Source organism: Paenibacillus sp. RS8 (assembly GCF_041956825.1).
Lineage (GTDB): Bacteria > Bacillota > Bacilli > Paenibacillales > Paenibacillaceae > Paenibacillus_AQ.
On the sequence record NZ_CP168130.1, the window covers coordinates 124,711 to 149,222 of the forward strand.

The window sequence follows — 24,512 nt, forward strand, 5'->3', positions numbered from 1 at the left end:
TTTCCTGTATTTATTCAAGATTTAACTTCTATATTTTTGATTAAAGGATGAATTCTACCTATTTTTTTTCATCCCATTATCAAATCATTCTTTAACCAATAACTAAAAAGTACCGTTTTGTTCTAATTGATATTAATTTTCCCTTATAATGATACACTTCGTATCTTTTAAAAAAAATTACAAACGTGTAAAATTACTTTTATGTTTAGATTGATATTTCATTTCTTTTATTGTTACGCCATTATTAAATGGTTATTTAATCCATAAATTCTTGCACTAACTATTTTACATTAGAAGATTATTACATAAGGAGAATTATATTGTATATGGATGAAACTATTGGGGGATATCTAGAAAAGTTAAGACATTCTTGCGGATACAGCCTAAGGCTTGCTGCAAAAAAAACTTCATTAAGTCATGGCTATATTCGAGATGTAGAGCTTGGAAGAAAGAATTTCTCTAATTTTGAAATCATCCCTAAACCTGATACATTAAAAAAGTTCGCACTAGGATATAGGGTATCATTTAATGAATTAATGAGGATAGCTGGTCACATAGTCTCAAATCCAACAAATGAATTTGAATTTATAGATCTTGATTTAAATAAAGTTCTGTTTATTCGGATAGACATCAATGATACTGTTACATATCACTCTTCTACACAAACCTTTTTTGAATCTAAATCTTTATTTGAATTCTCTTTGTTTGAACATTCGTTAGAAAAAAATGGTTATTTGCGTATTAAAAGTGGCTGGTATGTTAATCTTAAAATGGTAAAGAGATATGATGAAACTACTGGAGAACTGTCATTTTTTGAGGATTTTGAAGATAATAACATCAGGATCCCTAAAATTCTCGCAATCTCAATCCAAAATGAAATTTCAAAAGCAACTAAGCTAAACAATGTCCAGAATTTAGACTGTTCATATAAACCCTTTATTCGAACTATTCGCAATTTAATTATTCGTTAAGTACATCTATTGCCTTCATATTTCTTGTTCTTCAATTAAATTCTAGAGATATATTTGTGTCTTATGTGTTAATATATATATATACTGATTAATCATATAATATAGGTGGTGATACTCTCGTGTATAATACGGAACATAATACGACTATCGACTTCGAGCTTGACTCTCCACTTGAAGACTATTTGAGTCGTATGATTGCGCAAATACCAAATGCTTCAAGATTAGTAATGCAAACGCTGGCCAACAAAAGCTTTAATAAAGAGGATTTATCACTCCAAGCAAAAGTTAGACGTGGTGATTTGAACACTGCTCTTAACTGGATTGAATCTCTTGGTCTCGTGGGATACTCAACTAGTGGCCGACAAAAACTGTACCAATTAACACCTCTTGGTGTAAAAGCATATAATAAGTTCAATGACTTGTTTACAACATTAAAAGAGGAAACTAGAGATTAGCAAAACGGAGTAATACTCCGCTTTGCTTTTTTTTTATTCTAGTAAACACTAATTAACTCTTAAGATCCAATCAGTAGTTAACATATAGATATTAAGAAAATATCCTCTAATGTATTTTCAGATTATACTTTTTCAGGTTATTATTTATTTTTTATTCCTAGCCTCTTCAGAGATCTTTCTAATTTTCTGTGCTACTAGCAAAGTTTTGTCATCAATACCAGCTGGTTTATATGTCACATTTAGTTTAGTAGTTTCAACTCCCATTTCTTCACTCGTTGAATCAGTGACATCTTCTTCACTATCCCATAAAGGATTTCTAATTACATTTTTCTCCGTCATCTCTGTGCCATCAATATTTAAGGTATCATTTATTTTCACACTTTCACTTTCATTTTCATCCCTTCTCTTATCACTTGCCTTCTTTTTAAGTTTTTCTAAAATAATCTGTTGTTCATTTTCTACATTTGACGTTTCATTATCATGCAAATCCTCAAAATCATCACTTGAGTAAAGTTCTTCATCTACCAAATTATTATCATCCTCGGTCTTTTCAGAAACTAAAGGGCTAAATAATACCCTAGGAAGTGGTTTAAATAATCCCTTAACCGGTTCTAACCGTACATTGTTATGTACCTGACGGAAGAGACACTCGCCTGATTCACCTGTTTCTGGATTATATCCTTTTAGGTGTAATATTTCAGACGGTAGTACTTTAAACCGCTTTTCCTCCTTTATTTGTGTTTTAAACCCTGTTGTAGACATCTCATCAGTCCCACTACTCTGTCCTATCTCATAAAATTCACCAATCATACTAGCGTAATAATCCGCATCTTCATTCTCTAATCCTGCTAGAAGATATTTCTGCACTGCATTTTGTTTTACCATTGCACCTAATCTTTTGCTTACATCATTTAATTGTTCATTTCCTTGATGAATTACTCGAACAAAAACTTCGAATTCTCTTGCCATTTCTAAGAATGTTGAGAATTCTTCGTCGGCAAACATTTCAATCTCATCGATCGTTATTTGATGTGGTCGAATTTCACCTTTAATATCACGTCTGAAGGTACTTGCTCTTACGAGATTTATAAACAATCGCCCAACCGTATATGTCAAAGTTTGTAAGGTTCCATAAGCTCCATTAACCAAAATTATCTCACCGTTTTTTATTGCATCGTCAATATTAAAAGTAGACGGTCCACAAAGAATTTTTTGTATATGCCTATTACTAGTTAACATCGTAAGATAATCATAAAGATTTGAGTTGGTTTTTTCTGTGTATTCTCTAGTCTTTTCGTTAGCAGCCATGTTACGAGTGTATTCTCTTAATAAGCCTACTTGTTTCTCAAAACCCTTTTCAATAATTACAGATAAGACCTCTGCTCTATAATCATCATTCATAGGTTGCACTAAACGGTCTAATTCATTGTATCCACAATTATTACCATAAGCTAACTTAAGCGCTTTTATACAAACCCTCATTAGATTAGTTGATCTATTTTTGAAAAATATTTCAGCATCTGGTCCGAGATAACCATGAAAGGCTGATACATTTGCTTCTATCATTGGTTCGATATCTTCTCCTTCTGGAACAAAGAGAGGATTCAGACAATCTGTAGTCTCGCATTGTGGGTCTAACCTACGAAATGGTCTTCCAACACGTGTCAAAAAGTGTGCTAGACGATTGATAAGAGATCCCTTTGGTTCAATAATCGTACTACCAATATAATCATTCAACAAATCTTGTACGATTAAATTTGTTGCTAATACCGTTTTACCAGCGCCAGTTCCCCCTAATATTTGCTCATGTTGTGCTCGATCATTCCTATTAAGGGACATCTGCTGACTTTGGCGCTCTTTCGTAGGAATTGTATGAAATAAATCTAAACGACATTCTTCAGAATAATATCTAAAGTGAGATAGACAACCTTCTTTATTCAGATCTATTCCGTCAAATTCATATAATTCTTCTTCTGAAATACTGTCTTTCCTCTTCACCATGTTCAAAACTGATTTATTCCTGTTATTTTTGGAGGAGCTTATTTCAGATTGTTCAACTGCAGCTGTTAATTTATGAAAAGTTGTTGATTTCACATTAAAATGCAATGTGTAATACAAAGTTAAAGTAATTACAGCAATAAAAATCACTACAGCGATTATCAGTCCCATTGTATAGGGGAGAAATCTCATTATTATTTGTCCTAAAGCCAGGCTGCTTAATCCATTGAGGAATGTTTGAATAATTGGTTTGGAGTAATTATTCTTAAATAAAATTGGACACGAGTAAATGATATGTCCCAAGAAACATGGGATTAAAAGTGGGATTGCTCTGTAAAATACGGGATCCGATAGCCCATAAAATTGGTCTTGGTACTTACCGATTAACCAAAAGAAGTTTATCATGAAGAATCCAAGTAATAAAAACGCCTGGATATTCCATAATGTATTTTTGTTCGCAGGATCCATACTGAATCTTCTTATCTCAATGTAAACATTTTTGAATATAAAACCAAACATATGACCAAACGCTGATAATATCCCTCCGAGGATCATTCCAAAAAACTTCAATATATATTCCCCCTTTATTAGTATATATAATACATAAATATAATATTAATATATATAATAAAAAACAGCATCTTTCCAATTACTCAACTTGAGAATGGATAGATGCTATTTTTAGTTAGAGAAGAACCGGCTCAGCAAGCCTTTTTTTGCTTTTTCTTTTGAAAGTGTAGATAGCCACATTCTAATATCAAAACTCATATCTGGATTTTGGTCTGATAGTCTTGATAATTGATTCTTTATAGTCTCTCTTTCGTTATCACTATTCGATACTGAGTATTTTTCAATTAAATCGGCAATAGTTCCTTTAACTTTTTGCACATGTAATTCTCGTTCATCTTGCTTAAATCTCGTGATTTTTTCATCTGCAGCGGTTTTATACATATTTATTGTGTACGATTGCTTTGGATATAATTCCAAAAGAGAGTTCGAACTCTTTAAAAAGCTCTTCTTTAATAGGTACAGACTCGTTCCCGTATGCAATTTTGTCAAATAGTTTGATTATCTTTTCATGTACTTCATCATCACTTGATGATTCTTTCAATAATTTATCAGTAGTAACTTGAACTCTTCTATCTATTTCTTTAAAAAACTCATCTGACTCAATCATATCTAGAAACTTCTCAAACCTCTTCATTTTCTGCATCATTTGAAACATTTGATCACTACTCGTTGGTTCTTCAGACTTATTAGTCGTAGTTGTGGGTTTCCCTCCACTATAGATAATTTCTTTTAATTGTGGGACCGTATATTCGGATCCTTCACCTGTAAGACCTATAATCATTTTCATCTTAAACACAGATATATAATTATGCTTAAAGGTTTTACTACTACCTTCTCCCATAGAAATGGGATTGATATAATCTAACAGTTCTCGTCGTCTGTTATTAATCATATAAGTTTGAGTTTCACAAATAGTTGCCACTTGATTGGATACATAGAGTGCATCCTTATCCATACTTAAGATATTATCTGTGAACAATTTATCTAACCACGATCGTCTTTTATAAATTTCATAGAGAACTGATACATTATCAAATGTTTCAATTAATAGCTCTCTCATTTCTTCTTTGCTGGCTTCTTCTACTTCTTCCTTTGTCCGGATATCACTATATTCGTACTCCATTCACACAACACTCCTTCCCCCAAATTCTCATAACTTCATTTTACAATATCCATTAACAAATAAATAGTAAAATCCAATAGATTTCAAAGTAAATTAGTATGTTTCAATTCACCCTTATTCAGACTAATTCAAGTTAATTCGTACTGATTCGAATTAGTAAATACCCGAATTAGTCTGAATTGCGGTACTAATTCAGCTATTTTTCGTAAAAATACATTTCAAGTCGTATTAATCTATATTAATGCGCATTAATCTACTTCAGCACATCTTAATAGGTATTATTATTTTTCTGAATTACTCTGAATTACAGGGGTGATTCAGAGTAATTCAAAGTCACACTTATAAAAACATTCAACTTAAATCCATGATAAACACTTAATTGTACTTTATAATGATATAGTAATAATAATATAAGAATCTAATTAGTATTAGATTCTTATGAAAATGTACATTCTATTAAAACAGGAGTTAGACTAAGGAAGATGCATTAACGGACTAGATAACGTAAAGCAGAGGGCTATTATAACTTAGCAGCCGTTACGTAAAGGTAGTTGAAATAGTTTGGAATTATAGTAAGGCCAGACAGACGAAATAATAGAAAAGAGAGAAACAAAGTCCCCCATAACAAAGGGAGGTAGGAGAACGTATCGAACATGGACAAGGAGATAGAGAAATCGAAAACAGTTTATGAAATAGGCGATATAATAACGACAAAACTTTATAAGGTCAGCCCGGAACAGAAAGAGGAGCTTAATCGTTTGCCAACTGAGAGGCCCAGAAAGTTACGCTAGGAGTAAATACCGTAGATCCGTGAGCGGAATGAGCAGATAGTCAAGCTCCGCAGCAACAGCCCAAGGTCGATGACAGTGACACACTTCCAGGGTACTCCGCTAACAGAGAGTGTAGTTAACAACACAGCGCTAATCTATAAATTTATTTTCTCGTTCATCTCTGCCGCCGTTTTCTAAGCATAGTCAAAAAATGATAATGATATCTCTTTAAAATACTTATTAGGATAACAGCAATGTAAGATCAATTACGATGAAACAACGAACCCTTTTACTTCAGGCCTAGTTTACTTTTCTTAAGAATTAATATCAGGTTTCTATTTTTAGAAAAGCAAAAATCCCTTCATCATAATGATGAAGGGATTTTTGCCAAAATAACTAACTCTGATATGAGCTTATTACATCATTGCTGAAAGTTTTTCCTGCAGGACGATTTTCAATCTCAGTATTATTAGAGTGAGTGATTTCAGGTTCACTCAAATTTGTATCCTTTATAAAAGAATCACTATCTTTATTCTTTTCAATTTCACTACTTAAAGTGAAATTATTATTACTACCCTTATTCTCATTCTCGATGGAAGGTAATTCAATAGGTTTTAAACCGGATTGATTCGTATTGTTTTCCATCAACTGTCTTTTAATTGATTCAATATCTCTTGAACGAGGAACGAACTGCTGGAGATTTCTTATTCCATTTTCGGCTATATCTTTCTGAATGAGATAACGCATCGAATCTCCATATACTGACTGTGCATTAATCCATTGAAGAACCAATTCTTCTTCGTCCTCTCTGAGCTTAAATGCAGCAGCTTTTCCTCTCTGTGCATCTGTTTTCCTCATCTCTGGTTCACCCCCTCAAGAAGTAATCAATGTTATAAGTAGGGAGGACCCCAAACTATTCGTTTGTAGCCGCAACTTCCTTGTTAGAATTCTTTGTGTTTATTTTAATACCTTTAATTGTATTCATATTTGCTTCTTTTAAAGCTGCATAAATAGGGCTCTTTACGAAGAAGTCTAAACCCTCAGCATTTAATGTAATTGCATATTCTTTCGGTACATATAGTAGCTGAATTCTCAATCTATCAGCGAGTTCCTTAAGTTTAGGATAAAGTTTATCCTTCATTAATATGCTACCGCCACCATAAACGACAATAATATCGATATCATTTGTTCCAATTATTAAAGTTTGATCACTTACATGCTTCATGATCTGCGCTACTTGATTATCTATATGTGGCCCGAATGCTTGAAGGGCTTCATTTAAGAACTTATGTTTTCTTGATGTGAATTGAGATTTCAATATCTCACTATATTGCTGTCTTGATACTGAGTTAAAAGCATGAGGTGCTAAAGCTAATAAATCGTTAGTCGCAGGATCGATTGCATGTCCTACTCCATGATTCACGCCACTCCCAAAATCTTTGTCTACCGAATCACCTCTAGTAAATGGTGTATCAGTAGTACCATCACCACAATCAAGATGGAGGATGTTTTTCCCATCAAAGTAACTGCCATCGATATTTTCTATGCTATATGTATTTCCGAATTCAGAAAAAATAGGGTTTTTCTCATCATTATTACCTTGATATCCAGCTGTGCGCCAAGCTCCACTCGAGTTCATCTGAAGTGAAAACACTGCAGGTGATCCCTCTTGCAATACATGAACATAGATAAAATTAATCTTTACAAGAACTTTTTTAGTAAGGCCTAAATGAACTGTAACATTGTGCGTACTGTTTAAGAAGTTACTCTGAAGTGTTTGGATATTCGATGGTGTATGTTGCTTAACGGGAAGGGCAGTTGCCATATCAACATCCACACTGATCTCATTAGGTAACTCACCTTGCTCATTTGCTTTTTCTACAGCACGAGCAGCAATAACACCTAATGTATTAACATAAGGTACCGTTTGATTTGCTTTAGAATTATTTCCTTTTACGTAGAGATTAGTTACATTTTCTCCATTTGTTTTTAAAGCGTGTTTCCCAATAAGGTAAAGGCCCGTTGCGATGCCCGCAGTTGCAACAATAGAAACAGCTAGATTATCATAGATATTTTTCAAATTTTTCACAACATCAGTATCGTCATCTACCCAAGGGATTTGTCCAGCTATAGAAAAAACGTTGGGCTGCTGTACTAGCTTTCCATCTACATAAATATCTTGTTCGCTATTACCTAGGTCATTACCCACATTGAACTGAAATTTCATATAATCATTCCTCCCATAATTTACATAGTCTCTAAAGAAAATTATAGTAGTAAGTTCACCTTTAGTCAAATTAAATAACGATGTTGTCATACCATTGTACATATATAATATTAATTTAATCAGAATAATATACTAATCTTTTATTAATTCTATACGTATTGAGTAATAATAATTACACGATTTTCCCATCATAATATAATCCGTTTGATAAAAATTTAATTAAATCTCATTGAAAACGCTGAATTATTCGTATTTCATTCTAATTTTATAATAATACGATTAGTATATATGAAGGATTCCGAATCTTTTGCTGTTACTTAGATTGAATTCCTATTATTAGGTACAGTTAATTGAAATGAGAAACTACTATTAATTCTAGTTATTAATAACCCAAGACTTCGACTAGTAATTTCGAGTAATTCATACTGATTTGTCTTGATAGATCTCAATACGTAGTAGTCGAATTCAATTATTTTTGTATTAACTTGATAGGCTCCAACAGACACCTATTCTAAAGGAATTTTCCGAATTTTAATAAGTGTCGTACGTAATGCTTTATGTATAATTTTTCAAACACCAAATGTAAAGACCTTTAATGTTTTTAAAATTCGTTTTTGTAAAGCTTTATGTTGTGTTGTATGTTAATTAATATGTTGGCAAGTTAAATTAAGGGATTTTCTAAACATTCCTTTTCATATAAGGGTTTAACTCAATTTTAAAAACGCGACTAATACGGTTTAACCACCCTTATGATTTTCAACCCCAGCCCACTCATGGATAAATAAAGGAGAGATGATTATGGCAGCTAATAATGAGTCCTCAGGAAAAAAAGATGAGCAGAAAAATAAAAGGACCCCGAAGGGCGATTTATCAATAGGAGAGGTAATTGATCTAATAACAGCACGTGAATGGAATCTCTTAACTGATCTCTACTTTTGCAGATGCATGCCCCAATCAACAGCGATAAATATATATTTTCTAGACACAACTCAATTTCATTATCCTGAATACACATTAGCTACAAATGAAGTAAGGAATGAGTTGGATATAAAAAATCAAAAAAGAGCAATCATAGCTACTAGAAGAACAATTAAACGTTTGAAAGATAGAGGATTGATAGAATCTTCAAATTTCAACCCTGATTCTTCTAATCTACCTGTACATAAAAGAAAAAACGAAATTCTAGGTGAGTCTTGGTATTATCTTAGTTCCCGTGGTTTAAAAGTTGTTGAAATGAAAAGAGGGATATTAGAAGAGAATAGGCTTTCTAAACATGAATTAGATATGGAGAGAGCGAAAAAGCAACACTTCTGGGAATTAGCAAAGGTCTATCTAGACCTCCGTTATAAATGGATGAATGAAGAAAGTGATTTAAAACAGTTTCATGACTGGGACTGGTACCCATCATTGGCTGTTCAAGATGATGCCGAGACAATTACAGTTCGTCCAGATGCAGTGTTGAGAATAGGGGAGCAATTATTCTATGTAGAATTAGACAGATCTACTGAGCCAGTTCAACGATCTCCTTTTTTTTCAGATCAAGTTTCAATTGAAAACAAACTTGCTCGATATAATAACGTTCTAAAAATCTCCAGCAATAAAATAATAAGAGAGGGGATCATTGCATTTGTTGTTCCCGATGCCATCTATAACACCCGGCTCCATAACATTGAGAAAGCTGCAAAAAAAGTGTTTGGAGAAAAGCACAGGGTTTTTACAGGTAGAGACATTGGTGACATAATTTCTTCTTATGAAAAATTAATTCCAACTGAATAGGGGATCAATGATACCTATTATAAAATTAATTGATTATTTTTATAACCATTCGAAAAGAGTAAACATAAAAAAGACGAGAATTGTCCACAGTTGACAACCTCGTCTTTTTTATATTTACCATGTACAATACAATATACTATTATGTTAGTATATATATTAGTTATCATATTAGTTAATTAATATATATACTAGAATCGGAGGTGAATGAATGACAAAAAACAAAAAAGTTGCTATTGCCTGTGTGAGTGTACTTTTCATTCTAATAGCTGCAGTACTACTAATTCGTAGTCCTAGCAAATTGGATAATTCTGCTTCTGATCCACCCGCTATTGCTACAACTAAGCCGTTACCAACTCCAACTGTTACGGAGCAGCCAACGACCCCAAGTGATTCTCATGAAAAAGTAACAGAGATCATTGATTATTCCTCAAACGCAATCGTAAATGAAATCCCAGGGTTGTGGGCGAGAATTCAAGATAGTTGGCGCTGGTTGATGGTCTTAGATACAAAACATGCTTTAATCCTTGTGTTTGTAGTGATATTTATTATTTCTTTAAGTTTTGGTAAAAAAAACAAAAAATCCTCTTAGGCAGGTGATCTCGTTTTGGGATTGTTCTCAAAAAACAAAAAAAAAGCAGAGTCTGATGAGGCTGAGATTCTTGAAGCCTCAAAAGAAGAGAAAAAAAAGAAATTGAAATCAGACAAGTCGTTTAAACCACGTGCACCAAAAACCATGGCAGCTAAGAGGGCTTTACGAATTCTCTTTTGGACTTTTTGTTTTTTTATACTGATTAGAGGAATGGTATCTTTCGCACGAGGACCACAAATCATAGAAAAAGTGACCAACGTTGAAAGCAATTCACCCACAATCTCTGATTCAGTAAAAGGCTTCGCAACAGATTTTGCCACAGAGTATTTTACCTGGAATACCACTAATGCAAATGACCGCATCGATCGTATTAGCAAATTCATAATTAACATCGATCAAGATGCCGGCTTAAAGTTTTTTGAAGTTAAAGGCGAGTCACGAGTACTCTCAGCAGAGATCTATGATTCCAAAATGATCGATCCTACACATTTTGATATTACTACTTTGGTTAGAAGAGAAGTAGAAATGAGCAACACTAAAGCTCCTTTGGAAATAGGGACGGATTCAAATGTCCCTAATAGTGCAGTTGCACCGACTAATTCAACAAGTGGAAAGACCATTATCAAAAAAACATACATGGTCGTTCCAGTTACTCTGACGGATGATGGTCCTCTAATTGAAACGTACCCACGTTTTATTGGCAATCAGCAAAAGGGAGCCTCAATCGATGGTGACGACAGTAATATTGTTTCTGATAAGACCTTGCTTTCTAGAGGGAAGGAACTATCAGAAAGCTTTCTTAAAACTTATTTAGAGGGAAATGTTAGCCAGCTTAAGTACTATTACTCAGATAATGCTTCATCACCAGATACCTTAATTCCATCTGACTTCACCCTAGATACCGTTGAATCTATAGCAATGTATAAGGTTACAGAACAAGATGGCATGCCTGATTACTATCGTATTAAGGCTTCTGTCATTGTTAAAAACGATCTAGGCGAATTATTTGTTAATACATGGACATTAAACGCCACTGATACAAATGGAAAATTTTACGTGTTGTCAGTAGGAACTCATCAATTGAATGAAGATCAGACACCAACTAATTTACCGATATCATCTGCAAGTCCCGCTCCTGAACCAAGTTCGACTTCAACACCAAATTAATAAATTAGCGCTGAGAGGGGTTTTTATTAATGCTTCAAAAGAATAAAGCGAGTCATAGAATAGCTTTCCGAGTTTCTCTTCTATTGGTAGTATCCATGTTTGCTGCTATGCCAGCCTTTGCTGCTACTGATCCAGGTGTAAACATAGGGAACTGGCTAACAAAAAATGTTGGTGCTGTTATCCCTGGCATTTTGTTGTGTGTAGGTGCTTATTTCATGTTCGTTAGAGATTGGACTAAAATGCTTAGCTTTTTTGCTATGACCCTTGTACTTGCAATGATCATGAACTGGGAATCCATGAAGACTTTGGGTGGGAAATTCTTCACTATGTTCTTTGGGTAATGCAGCATGAATGAAAAACAAGATCCACCACGGATCACCGTATCTAACTACACAAAGATTTGGAATTTGGATTGGGTTATCTATGCGTTAGAAGGAAAAAAGTTACCCGTTCCCGCAAATCTACGTGTTGTTCTTACCTTTTGTGCTATTGAAGTGGTTTGGATTATCCTCGGTAAAATACTATTCTTCATTCCAGGAGCGTACATCTATGTTTTTCTCCCATTGTTATCCACTTGGATAATCACAAAACAAAAACTAGATGGGAAAGCGCCCCATAAATGGCTATATAGTATGATCCTCTTCTCAATACGTCCTAAGCATCTACATAGGTACCGTAAGATAGAGCACAACAAAAAATACGTGTACCGAAGCAAAGTTGTGTTTCGAACTAAACGAGAGCGTGGATAGTCACGCTCTCTTTTTCAAAGGAGGCTAAAATTTGTCATCACTCTTAACACCAGCGAAGAAGAAACCTAGTAAAGTCAGCATTGAATTTCCAATCGCATATTTTGAAGAAAACTTGATTTTCAACCGCAATAAAGAGGTATGGGCAATTTATGAAATCAGTTCATTTATTTACGACCATCTAAGTGACCAGCAGAAAATTGATAGATTAATTAGCCAAACCTCTTTTTTATCCTTATTAACACATCAATTTCATATCCTATGGTTGCCAAAAACACATGATATCCATCGACATCATGAACTACTAAAAGAAAAAAGACTTTCTGGCCCCTTGAAAAAACGTGCGACTCAAATAGTAAGTGAAATGGATGAGTATCTACAAGGGAACTACAATACTGAGAATGGGGCCAATAATGCGGACTATCGTCCGTATATCGCCGTGTATCTCCCTAAAAGTGAAGATAAAGATTTATTAGAACAAGTGGGTAGTATCGCAGTAGAACTCAAAAAACTCATACGCCATCCCATGCGGACCATTGAGAATATATCAGGAATGAATGAACCTGAAATTTTCGAGCATGAGTTTCAGAGTTATCTCGTAAAAGAACGACAAATTTTTGATCGTCTATCCCGCCGTCTTAAAATCACACGAGGTACACCAATGACAACGGAATGGCTCATAAAACGAAACTTTTGGTGGGGGATTGCGGACCCTAGTTTGCGGTCAACAGAAGAGCAGCATTGGTCTCCGAAAAAAACCAAGGGTATACGCAGTGGCTTAAATACCTTCTTCTATGATTCAAGACAGGTTATCACACTCACAGAAGGGGAAATAGATTGTTCTCACCCACGACGCATTAAAATACAACAACTTTGTGATGGAAAAGATCAGTATATCTATCATGCATATATGGTCCTTTCTGATCTACCGGAAAGTGCAGAGATGCCAGGTAGTGAGTGGCTCTACAGTGCAGCCACATTACCGTTCCCTGTAGAAATGAGTATCAAGGTTGAGGTTATGGAGTCGGTTGAGGCAATTAAAAAGCTCAGTAAGAAGAAAATGGATATCGATAATCAAGTCAAAAATATCCACGAAGCAGGCGCTAATATACCGATCGATTTGCAAGAAAAGCAAGAGCGGGCGCTATATTTAGAGGATGAGTACAAGAAGCGTAAAAACCCTACATTTATCACACATGTTACCTATGGCCTTTATCATACAGACTTAAACATCCTGAAGAGCAATTGTAAAATCCTTCAGGACCATTACCGAGATTTTGGTAACGTACAAGTAGAACTACCTGCAGGTGATCAGTGGCTTTTGTTTAATGACTTTATTCCCGGTTCACCGCGCTATGTTTCGGACTATATACAGCGTATACCACCCGAAAAACTAGCTTCAGGAATGATAGGTGCTACCCAAGTACTGGGTGATGGTAAGGGATTATATATCGGAACTACCGGTACACTAGATCATCCTGTATTTTTCGACCCCGCACTTGCGAGTCAAGAAAACCGCAGTCCAAGTATGACAGTAACTGGAACACTGGGCGGGGGTAAATCCGTCCTAGCTAACCTTCTTGCATACCAGAATGCAGCCATACTGGGAGGAAAGACTTTAATATTTGACCCGAAAGGGGAACGTTCCAATTGGCCAGAGGATTTACCTGAACTGGCTGGACAGATTCAGGTCGCCACTCTATCCTCTTCGAAAGAAGATATGGGAAAACTTGATCCTTTTGTCATGTTTTTTGACGATATTGAAACAGCAAAAGAAGCGGCTGTTGAGATTTTAGCGTATCTCTCTTCCACGAAAACAAATGAACGTGGTTACAGTTATATTTCACAAGCAGTAAACAAAGTTGCAAGTGAACCTGAGCCTTATCTCGCGAAATGTATTACGGTTTTATTTGAAATGGGAAAAACACGTGAAGATGCCTTAATCTTGGGTGAAATACTAGAAAGTTTTCACTCCCTCTCCTTTGCAAAACTCTTGTTTGGTACGGGTGGAGAACGAACAATCAAAATGGACTATGCCATTAATATATTACAAGTTCAAAATCTGAAGATGCCTTCTCCAGAAAAACTGCCTGAAAACTACTCACTGGAAGAGAAGATGAGCGTAGCTTTAATGTTTGCTATAGCCCGCTTCGCTACTAAATTCATCTATCATGATCGATCCATCTTTAAATTCGTACTCATGGATGAAGCATGGGCACTACTCTCTACACAAGCGGGTAAGGCGCTAGCAGATATGGTTGTTCGTACGGGACGAAGCTTAAAAGGCGGAGCCATCATAGTCACACAAAACGCAACTGACGTTGCCGGGGATCTAGCAGGGAATATTGGCGTTAAGTTCGCCTTCCGTGACCAGGATACGAAGAAGATAAAGAATACCTTATCCTACTTTGGACTGGAAGATACCCAAGAGAATATCGATATGATCAAGAATCTAGCGAATGGTCAGTGTTTAATGCAAGATCTCTATGGTCGTATTGGGCTAGTACAAATCGATGTTGTCTTCCAGCATCTCTTTGATTGCTTCGATACACGTCCACCTGTAGTTGCTGCTGAACCAAGAACTGATACGGAGGAGTCTGATTTCACAGTGTTGGAACAGTTCCAGCAGTATATGGATGAAGCAGCATCTTCAGAGGAAGAGGAGGACTAGTCAATGAAAATAAAGGCTTCGACGCTCGGTTTCAAAAAAAGTAAGCGGCTGTCGATCATCCTTGGTCTAGTTCTAGTATTTTTTATCGTAGCCTCTATCCCTGCTAGCATAATTTACGCAAATTCCCTTGATACGATGGTACCAAGCGATACTAACAAAGATGCACTGTATAACAGATATGGCGTTTCTCATTATTCGTTTCAAACGGTCTCTGAAGACCATCACTTTTGGCAAGTAAGTGCCGCCGCGAAGGATAGTCTAGTCAATGCCTTTGACCAAATGTTGTCCATGTGTTTTCTAGTATCCGTACAATTGACCCGCTTCTTTAACTTTCTAGCCCGTGAAGCATTTACATTCTCTTTCATGGACTCTCTGATAGACAGTGTATCTGACATTATCCGAAATATTACGGGTGTAAATGGAGCGGTAATTACCTCTGGAGGACTATTCGATGGCTTAGGCGGTATTGCTGTTATGATTACCGTTTCCTACATCCTCTGGTTAATGGTACGTACCCGCTTCCTGGATGGATTACAACAATCCCTATCCTTCTTTATCGCACTGGTTATTTGTATAGCATTCTTTTCACAATCCGGTGCATTCTTAAAAACGGCCAATCAAATGGTCAGTTCTGTTGGAACTACGATGTACAAAGGCTTAGCAAAAGCCACTGGGTTGAACACAAACGCTGAGAACGGAGTTACTGTGATCTCCGAGCAAGTTTGGAATGAACTCGTCATTCGTCCTTATTCGATGTTACAGTTCGATAACACTGAAATTTCAACAAAAGATCCCGTCCTATTTGATAAGGTGCTGACTTCAAAACCATTCTCGGGAGAAAGAGATATGGCTTTAGCTGAAGCAGCCGATAAGTATCCCGGCGTGGGGGCTGCTCGATCAGCGGAGCAAATGATTATCATCCTTGTATATTTTATCTTTTCTCTCTTTATATTAGGTTTCTTCTGTTTCTGGGCAGTGATGACCATATTTATGCGTCTGAAGTTAATCGTTCACGCAGCTGTTATGTCCGTCACTTTGTTAGCTTCATTACTTCCTGGTAGAGAAGCCGGTATTGCCGTCATTCGTTCTCAATTTATTAAACTGATCGGCTATGCAGTAACGACCGCCATGACTATGTTTTTCTTAGATCTATCTCTCGTTATGGGTCACGTAACCTATGATGTGGTCGCGGTTAAGGGGGGAAAGGGCTGGTTCACTGGCCTCCTACTAGAATCCGTGATAATCTTTGTTATTTTTAAATACCGAGAAGAGATTAATAGTGTGTTCTCTAAAGCTACAGGTGTTATCCCACAAATACCTAAAGCAAAGTCAACGGTTGTTGATGCCTTTCAGCGTAACGTAACCAGAACTCTTTATAACACTGCGGCTAACAAAGTCAGTGGAATCTTTAACAGCAAGGAGCGGGAAGGTGTACCTAGTACCTTTAATCCAAGCTCACTTTCAAAAGCTTCCACAGTCCTTAATGACGCTACAAGCTCTAGTATGATGCTCCGTTATCAGCGGGAGAAGCAAGCAGCAGAGAGTATTGCCACCGAGTCAGGGGAAGAAGTTCAATACACCCCTTATGTACAACGAGTGAATGAGAACCTACGTAACGGCACAAAGAATCCATTCCGTGGCATGGACAAAGAATGGAAGGAAGAAAAGAACCGCCTCAAAGAAATTAAAGACGATGGTGGAGATATGAAACAGGCTGTCTTAACACAAGGCGTTCAAGAAAGTATGAACGACCAAGAAGTAGCCGCTACCGTATACGGAAACGAGAATGCGATCCGCCAGGCTGCTTCCCATATGGTTAATCGTCCGAAAGAAGCCGTTAATCAAATGGCTCGAGTGAAGTCCCTTAATAAGAACCATAAGCTACAGACTTCAGTGAACGACTTCTGTATGATCCAACTTTTTGAGCGTTATAAAGTGGAGTACAAGCGAGCAATCGATACTTCACAAGTAACAGGCAATCCAGTCGAACACACTGACTTCGTTAAAAACATGGACTCACGGTTTAAAGTTGCTGGGCTGAATACCACTCAAAAGGTAAATGAGACCATGATGCACCGGAATAGCAGGACTTCTATCGCTCCGGTATTTGATGAAATGCCTGAATTTAACGAGTATAAAATGAAACTCCTTCAGGCAAACGAAGCTTTACGTAAAATTGCTCCTCCTGCATCAGGCATTTATATTCCTGAACCGGTTGTTCATTTTGCCGCACCCGTGAGCACAGATTTCCTTGTTTCGCAGATGCCGAAGCTTCCGACTGGCAATATAACAAGTCAGATGAACGATCGTAAAGTCGCTCTTGGCCAAAAGATTGATCCAATCACAAACAAAAATACGAAAGTAGTGGCTTTACCAGAGAGTTACCTATCTAAACAGAAACATCAAAAAAATGCGGTTGACCGTCAAACCAAAGTTACTCCATTGTATAAGTCCGCTCCTATCAGTACCGAATCATTCCGTTCTAGCGTTCCTCAAATCCCAGGAAGTGCTATCGCATCGCAAATGAAGGAGCGTAAAGGACAGCTACACCAAAATATTAAACAATCGCTCGATAGTAATGTGACTCATATTAAAGCTAAACAGGATAAGGTCATTATTCCTCCGCCTTCTTATATCGTAGGTCCGGTAAGTCAGGCTTCTGTTCTCACAAAATTACCGAAGCTTCCAGACAGTTCCGTGAGTAGTAACCTTGCTAAGAAGCAAGAAGTACGTCGCACAATTGTAGACCAGACGTTGATTGGTGGTTTGGATCAAAAGGAACAGTCTAAACCGATTACCCTTAAGCGGAGACAAGTTACTCAGCAAATGGAGATTAAACGGTTATTTACTGGAAGAATCCAAGCGGATTCAAAACTATCAGAAGATACCTACTCTATCATGCCTTCTCGATTACGAGCAAAGTATCGGGTTAACGTTAGCTCTTCCGTGGAAGGTAACGTAGGGAAGACTCCTGCAGCGCTTGCGAACATGACTACGACTACTTCAGCCCAGCTTAGCCAGCTTCATAAGGTGCGGGTACAAAGAAAGTTTGGGACGCAATTGGAAGTGGGACGAATGAACGTCAGACCTGCGGATCTTGTAGCCAATCTACAGCAAGCAAAATCTGCTGTATTGCCGCTTCAAGCAATAAGCAGTGTAGCTAGCCAGTCTGTACAACAAACACTCCTCAACAAAGTGAACATCAAGCGCAGATCTGGTACTCAGATAGATATGCAACAAGTTAACATCAAAAATCCAGAGTTGAAGGCGAAGATGGAGCAGGGAGCGGAAGCATTAGCACCATTCCGATCCACAAGAAAGACATCCCTGCAGTCCGTTCAACAGAATATGCTGCATAAGGTTAACCTTAACCGTAATTCAGGCACTAAGGTGGAAGTTGGACGCGTAAATGTTCAACAATCCGATCTGAAAGCTAGAATGCAACAAGCTAGAACGACTATATTGCCGCTCCAATCCACGAATGATGTGGCCCAGCAGTCCGTTCAACAGCGCTCACTGAATAAAGTGAACATCAAGCGCTATAAAGGCACACAAGTACATGCAGAAACTGTGAATGTTCGACAATCGGGAACTGGAATGGAACCTAGTAAGCGTACTTCCATACCAATCCAATCGACAAACAATGTATCTCAGCAGTCCGTTCAACAACGTTCACTGAATAAAGTGAACATTAAGCGCAGTAAAGATGTTCAAGTGGATATGAAACAAGTCAAAATCAAAAATCCAGACCTGAAGGCAACGCTGGAACAGGCGAAATCGACTATATTACCGCTCCAGTCTACAAGTAATGTATCTGAGCAATCCCTTCGTCAGCGTAGGATGCACAAGGTGAGGATTGATCAACGTAGTGGTGTTCATGTCGAAATCAAGAAACAAGAACAACATGCGAACACTAAGGTTTCAGAGTCCGTTACGTTACCTAAAGTTAACTCTTCTACTCGAACAGTTGAGCAAGAGGTCGTTCAGAATGTGAGAGTAAACCGGAAAGTAACGCCAAAACTTGATATTAAGACTGTTAACATCAAAAATTCTACTCTAAAAACAAAAATGGAAGAGGCTAAAACCGCATTAAATCGTTCCGGACCTGTAGAAGATCTGAAGATCCAGATCAATACCGAACAAGTTCAAAAAGTGGCTATGGAGGTTAAACAAAAAATATCTCCAAATATTTCAAGTGGATTAGAGGACGAGCTCAGACATTTAAAAACAATGCAACGTGCTCGTAAAACCGCTCCAGTTACCCAAGCGGCCGAAAGTCTCAGTCAATCCGTTCAACAAAAAGCTAGAATCGCTAGACAAACACCACAACAAAAACCCGGAAAACCTAGTTGATAGGTTCTAAAGGAGCGAATCATGAGTAATAGTCTTGCAGAAATAGCTAAGCGCCAGGCATTAGAGAAGCTCAAAAAAAAAGGTACGGACATGCTAAAAAAGCAGGCCCTACAACTGCTAACTAATCCATATGTCTTAGGTGCATTAGCTTTAGGTATCGCGATTTTCCTTTTTTTCTTCATCATCGCTAGCGCAGTATCTTCCGCAAATGCTGTGATCAGTTCAAACGTCATTAGTGATAAGATCCTCCCACCACAGATATATGCATCCGATATGGAGGACTTAATCACGAGTGACTATGGGAAGCGGGTGCATCCCGTGACAGGAGAAGTATCGTCGTTTCACTCTGGGATTGATATTGGTGTCCCAGAGGGTACTCCTGTCGCTAGTTCCTTTGAAGGAGTCGTAACGACTGTAAGTTTTCCAACAAATTCGGATGCTGAATCCACCCAAAATGCGGGAATTTATGTGGTCGTACAAAGCAGCGATCCGGAAATCGCTATGAGCAGCCGTTACTTGCATCTTAGCCAAGTCTTTGTTAACACTGGACAAGTTGTGAGAAAAGGAGAGATTATCGGTTTATCGGGGAATACGGGACGATCAACTGGTGCTCATTTACATTACGAACTAATCCCTGATGGAGAAGAAGCAACGGATCCTAAGCCCTACGTTATGCTGATCTCGAAACTTACGGATGTGGCAAGTGAGGAAGCCTTTAAAGCTTTTCAAAAAGTAAAGTGGGATACACCGGTATCTTCGTACCTTACTGGGGATCACCCAATGTATTTGTCTAAGAAAATGTTATATCTAAGTAATATTAATTTCGATGGTTCTTCAATAGCACCATTCAACGAAAATGGAGTTGGTTATACTAGGCCCTTACTTAGAGGGGGATGGGGGGCTTCTTCAAACTTTTATAGTAATGGTAATATTCCTGCTGTTCCAGACCCAAGCGAAGAAGAAGAAAAAGAAGAGGTGTACATCCCACCAAATCTTGGATCACTGACCGACCCCTTTTTCATCCAGTACGCAGTAATGGCTCAGTATGAGGAGCGTAGGAGCGGGGTACCCGCTAGTATCACCCTTGCTCAAGCTGCACTTGAATCTGGAAGAGGAAAGAGTGCGGTGTGCAATTATAATATGTTTGGAATAAAAGCGGATAAGGCATACAAAGGTGATTATTGCTTGGCAAGAACGCATGAGGAAGTGGGTGGAGTACGTGTACCTACGACTTCAAAATTCCGGAGTTACTCAAGCGTAGCAGGGTCTTTTGCTGATCATTCGAATTTCCTACTTAAAAATAGCCGTTACCGTTTCGCACTATCCAAAGAGAATCCTTATGAGTTTGCAAACGAACTTCAAAGAGCTGGTTATGCTACGGATAGTCAGTATGCCAACAAACTTAAATCGATTATCCGAAAGCAAAACTTAGCTTCGCTAGATATGAATCAAGGGATTGACCCCGCAACGGGCCAACCCTTCGCTGATGTTGGGTTTGTTGGAGGAAGCAGTGGGGACGGTGGGGCTGGTAGTTTAATTACTGTAACCTTTGGAATTAGTCAATATTATGGAGGACCGGCATTTGAAACCCATGAGGAACAGTATATGAACGGTAAGTATCATACCGTTTATAAAGCCATTAACGATCCCACAACCGGAAACCCAATAATTAATTTTGAAAATTACGATCGTGTGGTACACTCTTCTCAAGCGCAAGCTCCTGTTATTGAAATAAAAGACATCCCAGAAGCCATTAGAGTAACCATTTATGCACCCAATGAACGAGAATTTTATGTGATGAACGTAGACTATATAAAGGGGACCTATTAATGAATACACAATTGGTTAATCTGCAGTTCAGTGATACTTACCTCATGGTCAATTTCGAGATTACTTTCCAAGAAATTCAATCCTGGTTGTCTATGGCCGGCCACAACATGGATGATGTATCCCTTTTTCGAGCTTTGTTATTCCCAGAATCATTAGATTCGGACCAACAGACCGAGTTGTGCTGGATTATCCTACACAGATACGAGGATGTTTTCTTTCAAACTAATCGCAACTGGACGGATCCGGAACATCCAGCAACAATGAACAGCGTGCATCAGCTATTGCTTCGCATGATGAACAGCCGCACACTTAATGGTGAAGATAATACGAAGCTAGACCTTTACTTACTCCTGCAGCAAGATCGTCAAGCTGATGCACCGTTATATCCTACGCTACATCATCTGTTTGATGTGAAGTGGGGTAACTCCGCTTCCGCGTAGTGAGAAATATCTTGTCTTAACTTCCTGCGTTACATGTTAAATAGTCTATCTATAAAAAATTGTGACTTTTTAAGATAGGTGAATCAAAAGTGAATTGTAGGCATGAGTTTGTTAATATATCAAACTCATGCCTTTTATTTCCTAAAATCTTGTTGTCGTTTAGATATCTTCTGTATAAAATGTTTCTGTCGGAAGAAAATAATGTTTTAGACTGAGAAAACAAAGTACTAGATTGTAAAGGCATTAATCTAACGGGCAGTTATTTGATGAAGGCGACTACTAATTAATTTTGAGATACAACTATAGAATTTACTCTATCTAAATAAACAATTGATGTTTAAGATAAGAAGAAAGCACGATAGCATAAAGGTAATTCATAATAATCAGAGGGTGACTATAAAATGGACGAAAAAATACGTGAGTTTCTAAGTGAAGTAGAGGAACCATTTATCAAGTTTCTATACAAATATCACACATATCCAAGCTGTTGTCATTTAGCATCAAGTTTAATTGCAACTTATTTAAGTTCACACACTAATTATGAGTTTAAACATAAGTATTATCGTGAAAAATATGCGAACGTCTCTCATTCGTGGGTTCAATGTGGTGATTATATATATGATCTTGTTTGGTACCAAGATCAGCTAGAAACAAATACATATAAAGATATTGAAGATCAGACAACCACAGGTAAACCAAAGTTAGTTAGTTATCGTAAGCATCTAAAAAAAATTGATCGTCCTAGAGATTCAGTATTTAATCTTAGTTACGAAAAAGAGCTTGAAAATAATCCTAAGTCGTCGTACTACTATACGCACTCAGCAATAGAAATACCTAAACAAGAACCCTATAGTGGTGTCATCTCTAAGCTATCAGTAGATGAATTCATGAAATTTGCACGCGAATACTCAAAAAAAATAAAAAATAAGTTAACAGTAAAAGAGGATCCTTCCACTGGATTTGAAACACTAAAATGTTTGTTATAAGCTCCTGAATCTGATAGCTATTACGGATAAAGCTATTATCATAAAAAATCTAGTGATGATTAATGGAATTTATGATCCCTTTGATATTACTACTGATATAACATCAGGAAATAGGCCAACATGTTTAAATGGAAAGAGGAAGAAATAATGAATCGACCCATTCTCTCCACACTACATAATGTGTTTGATGTGAATAATGGTGACTACGCTTCTGTATTGCGGCAATCGTAATAATGATATATCTTTCTAACTGAGTGAATCACAACAAACCGCCTTCAGAAGAAGGCGGTTTGTTGTGTGTTAGTACATCATATAACTTATGTCTCTTCAAGAGTCAAGATTCTTATTGTTTCTTAGTTGTTTTAGTTCTGCAAGAATCGTAGTGACCCATTCCCACCTTTGATCGCTACCCACCGGGCGGTCCCAAACGTTAAAGTAATACTCGTTGGGCTTGTCAGGCTTTTTTAACACAACTGGGTCGTCGTCAACCCTCAGTTCTACCCACTCACCACTAGGGTTACGTCCAGTGAATAATCTAGCATCATCGATCCACTTGGAAGGTGGCAGGACCCTGATTTCGGTATAACTCGTCCAATCTAGCAAATATTGCCTATTCTGCTGGACTGATCCTGATTCCCACAGCTGGATAATGCCGCCCCCAGTGCAGCGAATAGTAGCTGGAACACCATTGGTATGGCCTTCCAAGTAACCCTTGCCGTGACAGTCAGAGCAGTCATACTGTATACAGCTAAGATTAAAGTCCTCTATTATTCCAGATAAAAGCATGCTATTTTCATATTCAATTTGTTCAGATAGATTATATACTGAAGGTGTTTTTTTTGTTTTCTCACTCAAGTTTTTTTGAAATTTTTTAGTTGGTCGATGAAAATTTTGACTTGTATGGTTTGTTGAGAACTCCTCAATGAGGATTTCATCTTCATCCCAGGATGAATTATATGTTGAATTTGATCTTCCGTTTACTCCTCTAATCGAAAATATCATCTCATGTTTCACACAAAATATTTCTGCTGCTTGAAACTTAGCTTGGTTTTTAGATGCGATAATATCTCCAGAAACTTTAATTTCTATTAGCATCTTTTTTCCATTTTGGTAATGTACAAGTACATCAGGCACATAATTGTGTGATTTTCCTTCGAATTCATAAGGAATGGTGAAGGGTTCAATTTCAATAAGTTTCACATCCGGATCATCAATCATATTCATAATAACCTTTTCTTCAAGTGGGCTCCTCAAAGTTGCTGACTTCTGCATTTTAGAGAAAAGAACACTTTTAGGATATTCCCTAATTATATTTTCTTTTAGTCGAATTTGAAGACTCTCTAGCTCTTGTTTCAGATCTAAAGAATATGCATCAACAATAATATCCAAATGGCTAAATTGGTCACGGTTGAGTGCATCAAGAATGTTAAAAGGGGTTGTGGATACATCCTTTAGTTTTTTACATTTTTGAACTCTAGATAATTTCAATACTCGGATTGCACTTCTCAAATGACAATATCCAGAAACGTAATAATGGGTCCTCCATTGAAACAAGAATCTTGGTTCATAAGTTCTTTTCGTTGTTTTTTTACCATCGTTATAATCAATTTGCAGCATTATATTGTCTCGAATTGCCTTGCGGATAATATTATGTACGGACATATACCTACCACCTCATATGTATGTATCACCTTAAAGCCAATGTTCATTATGAAAGGGCTAATAAGGACCTTAGTTAATTATCGGTAACCATTGTTATTGATATTAGAATCATAAATTCTCAGCTGCGGATGAATTTCTCCCTCTCTAACTCCGTCAAAATCAAGCAATCTAAGACTTA

General features: G+C 37.1%; 18 protein-coding genes. 12 read left to right on the forward strand and 6 right to left on the reverse strand.

Annotated elements, in window-relative coordinates; all coding sequences use genetic code 11:
• Positions 1-326 precede the first annotated feature (326 nt).
• Together ACDZ28_RS00845 and ACDZ28_RS00850 are read left to right on the forward strand one after the other, a co-directional pair.
• Positions 327-971 (forward strand): helix-turn-helix domain-containing protein, encoded by a 645-nt coding sequence (locus ACDZ28_RS00845; protein WP_076315935.1) that lies wholly within the window; start codon positions 327-329, stop codon positions 969-971.
• A gap of 119 nt (positions 972-1,090) precedes the next feature.
• Positions 1,091-1,426 carry a hypothetical protein gene (locus ACDZ28_RS00850; RefSeq protein WP_256715909.1) on the forward strand — a complete coding sequence of 112 codons (336 nt, stop codon included), beginning with the start codon at positions 1,091-1,093 and terminating at the stop codon, positions 1,424-1,426.
• Positions 1,427-1,570: 144 nt separating this feature from the next.
• Here ACDZ28_RS00850 and ACDZ28_RS00855 read toward each other — a convergent pair whose 3' ends face one another.
• The 5 genes from ACDZ28_RS00855 to ACDZ28_RS00875 all read right to left on the reverse strand — a co-directional run bounded on the left by ACDZ28_RS00855 (position 1,571) and on the right by ACDZ28_RS00875 (position 8,114).
• Entirely contained in the window at positions 1,571-3,994 is a 2,424-nt protein-coding gene (locus ACDZ28_RS00855) for a type IV secretory system conjugative DNA transfer family protein (protein WP_375102255.1), read from the reverse strand.
• Positions 3,995-4,105: 111 nt separating this feature from the next.
• The gene (locus ACDZ28_RS00860) at positions 4,106-4,375 is read right to left on the reverse strand and encodes a hypothetical protein (protein ID WP_375102256.1); all 270 of its coding nucleotides are present in this window, start codon (positions 4,373-4,375) and stop codon (positions 4,106-4,108) included.
• Positions 4,368-5,117: a hypothetical protein gene (locus ACDZ28_RS00865; protein WP_375102257.1), complete on the reverse strand. Its 750-nt coding sequence runs from the start codon at positions 5,115-5,117 to the stop codon at positions 4,368-4,370. The genes ACDZ28_RS00860 and ACDZ28_RS00865 overlap by 8 nt, the downstream gene beginning before the upstream one ends.
• Positions 5,118-6,283: 1,166 nt before the next feature.
• Positions 6,284-6,745, reverse strand: a complete 462-nt coding sequence (locus tag ACDZ28_RS00870) for a hypothetical protein (RefSeq protein ID WP_375102258.1) — start codon at positions 6,743-6,745, stop codon at positions 6,284-6,286.
• Positions 6,746-6,800: 55 nt separating this feature from the next.
• The gene (locus tag ACDZ28_RS00875; protein WP_375102259.1) at positions 6,801-8,114 is read right to left on the reverse strand and encodes a hypothetical protein; all 1,314 of its coding nucleotides are present in this window, start codon (positions 8,112-8,114) and stop codon (positions 6,801-6,803) included.
• A 798-nt stretch (positions 8,115-8,912) separates the two neighbouring features.
• Here ACDZ28_RS00875 and ACDZ28_RS00880 point away from each other — a divergent pair.
• The 10 genes from ACDZ28_RS00880 to ACDZ28_RS00925 all read left to right on the forward strand — a co-directional run bounded on the left by ACDZ28_RS00880 (position 8,913) and on the right by ACDZ28_RS00925 (position 22,672).
• Positions 8,913-9,890: a replication-relaxation family protein gene (locus tag ACDZ28_RS00880; protein ID WP_179087389.1), complete on the forward strand. Its 978-nt coding sequence runs from the start codon at positions 8,913-8,915 to the stop codon at positions 9,888-9,890.
• A gap of 208 nt (positions 9,891-10,098) precedes the next feature.
• Positions 10,099-10,479, forward strand: a complete 381-nt coding sequence (locus ACDZ28_RS00885) for a hypothetical protein (protein WP_375102260.1) — start codon at positions 10,099-10,101, stop codon at positions 10,477-10,479.
• A gap of 15 nt (positions 10,480-10,494) precedes the next feature.
• Positions 10,495-11,646 (forward strand): conjugal transfer protein, encoded by a 1,152-nt coding sequence (locus ACDZ28_RS00890; RefSeq protein WP_375102261.1) that lies wholly within the window; start codon positions 10,495-10,497, stop codon positions 11,644-11,646.
• A gap of 29 nt (positions 11,647-11,675) precedes the next feature.
• Entirely contained in the window at positions 11,676-11,987 is a 312-nt protein-coding gene (locus ACDZ28_RS00895) for a hypothetical protein (RefSeq protein ID WP_375102262.1), read from the forward strand.
• 6 nt (positions 11,988-11,993) lie between these two features.
• Positions 11,994-12,395 carry a TcpE family conjugal transfer membrane protein gene (locus ACDZ28_RS00900; protein ID WP_076179056.1) on the forward strand — a complete coding sequence of 134 codons (402 nt, stop codon included), beginning with the start codon at positions 11,994-11,996 and terminating at the stop codon, positions 12,393-12,395.
• A 31-nt stretch (positions 12,396-12,426) separates the two neighbouring features.
• Entirely contained in the window at positions 12,427-15,063 is a 2,637-nt protein-coding gene (locus ACDZ28_RS00905; RefSeq protein ID WP_375102263.1) for an ATP-binding protein, read from the forward strand.
• 3 nt (positions 15,064-15,066) lie between these two features.
• Positions 15,067-19,416, forward strand: coding sequence for a CD3337/EF1877 family mobilome membrane protein (locus tag ACDZ28_RS00910; protein WP_375102264.1), 4,350 nt, complete (start codon positions 15,067-15,069; stop codon positions 19,414-19,416).
• Between the two features lie 21 nt (positions 19,417-19,437).
• Positions 19,438-21,246, forward strand: a complete 1,809-nt coding sequence (locus ACDZ28_RS00915) for a glucosaminidase domain-containing protein (protein WP_375102265.1) — start codon at positions 19,438-19,440, stop codon at positions 21,244-21,246.
• Complete coding sequence (locus ACDZ28_RS00920; protein ID WP_375102266.1) at positions 21,246-21,686, forward strand: hypothetical protein; 441 nt, start codon at positions 21,246-21,248, stop codon at positions 21,684-21,686. The genes ACDZ28_RS00915 and ACDZ28_RS00920 overlap by 1 nt, the downstream gene beginning before the upstream one ends.
• A 401-nt stretch (positions 21,687-22,087) precedes the next feature.
• Positions 22,088-22,672, forward strand: coding sequence for a hypothetical protein (locus ACDZ28_RS00925; RefSeq protein ID WP_375102267.1), 585 nt, complete (start codon positions 22,088-22,090; stop codon positions 22,670-22,672).
• Between the two features lie 327 nt (positions 22,673-22,999).
• On the opposite strand, the gene ACDZ28_RS00930 is transcribed toward ACDZ28_RS00925, so the two are convergent.
• Positions 23,000-24,334: a TnsA endonuclease N-terminal domain-containing protein gene (locus ACDZ28_RS00930; protein WP_375102268.1), complete on the reverse strand. Its 1,335-nt coding sequence runs from the start codon at positions 24,332-24,334 to the stop codon at positions 23,000-23,002.
• Positions 24,335-24,512: the final 178 nt, after the last annotated feature.

Excerpts from the sequence above, each read along its gene's own strand:
- ACDZ28_RS00845 (WP_076315935.1), top strand. The coding sequence starts at position 327 with ATGGATGAAACTATTGGGGGATATCTAGAAAAGTTAAGACATTCTTGC.
- ACDZ28_RS00860 (WP_375102256.1), bottom strand. The coding sequence starts at position 4,375 with ATGTATAAAACCGCTGCAGATGAAAAAATCACGAGATTTAAGCAAGAT.
- ACDZ28_RS00865 (WP_375102257.1), bottom strand. The coding sequence starts at position 5,117 with ATGGAGTACGAATATAGTGATATCCGGACAAAGGAAGAAGTAGAAGAA.
- ACDZ28_RS00870 (WP_375102258.1), bottom strand. The coding sequence starts at position 6,745 with ATGAGGAAAACAGATGCACAGAGAGGAAAAGCTGCTGCATTTAAGCTC.
- ACDZ28_RS00875 (WP_375102259.1), bottom strand. The coding sequence starts at position 8,114 with ATGAAATTTCAGTTCAATGTGGGTAATGACCTAGGTAATAGCGAACAA.
- ACDZ28_RS00880 (WP_179087389.1), top strand. The coding sequence starts at position 8,913 with ATGGCAGCTAATAATGAGTCCTCAGGAAAAAAAGATGAGCAGAAAAAT.
- ACDZ28_RS00885 (WP_375102260.1), top strand. The coding sequence starts at position 10,099 with ATGACAAAAAACAAAAAAGTTGCTATTGCCTGTGTGAGTGTACTTTTC.
- ACDZ28_RS00895 (WP_375102262.1), top strand. The coding sequence starts at position 11,676 with ATGCTTCAAAAGAATAAAGCGAGTCATAGAATAGCTTTCCGAGTTTCT.
- ACDZ28_RS00900 (WP_076179056.1), top strand. The coding sequence starts at position 11,994 with ATGAATGAAAAACAAGATCCACCACGGATCACCGTATCTAACTACACA.
- ACDZ28_RS00910 (WP_375102264.1), top strand. The coding sequence starts at position 15,067 with ATGAAAATAAAGGCTTCGACGCTCGGTTTCAAAAAAAGTAAGCGGCTG.
- ACDZ28_RS00915 (WP_375102265.1), top strand. The coding sequence starts at position 19,438 with ATGAGTAATAGTCTTGCAGAAATAGCTAAGCGCCAGGCATTAGAGAAG.
- ACDZ28_RS00920 (WP_375102266.1), top strand. The coding sequence starts at position 21,246 with ATGAATACACAATTGGTTAATCTGCAGTTCAGTGATACTTACCTCATG.
- ACDZ28_RS00925 (WP_375102267.1), top strand. The coding sequence starts at position 22,088 with ATGGACGAAAAAATACGTGAGTTTCTAAGTGAAGTAGAGGAACCATTT.
- ACDZ28_RS00930 (WP_375102268.1), bottom strand. The coding sequence starts at position 24,334 with ATGTCCGTACATAATATTATCCGCAAGGCAATTCGAGACAATATAATG.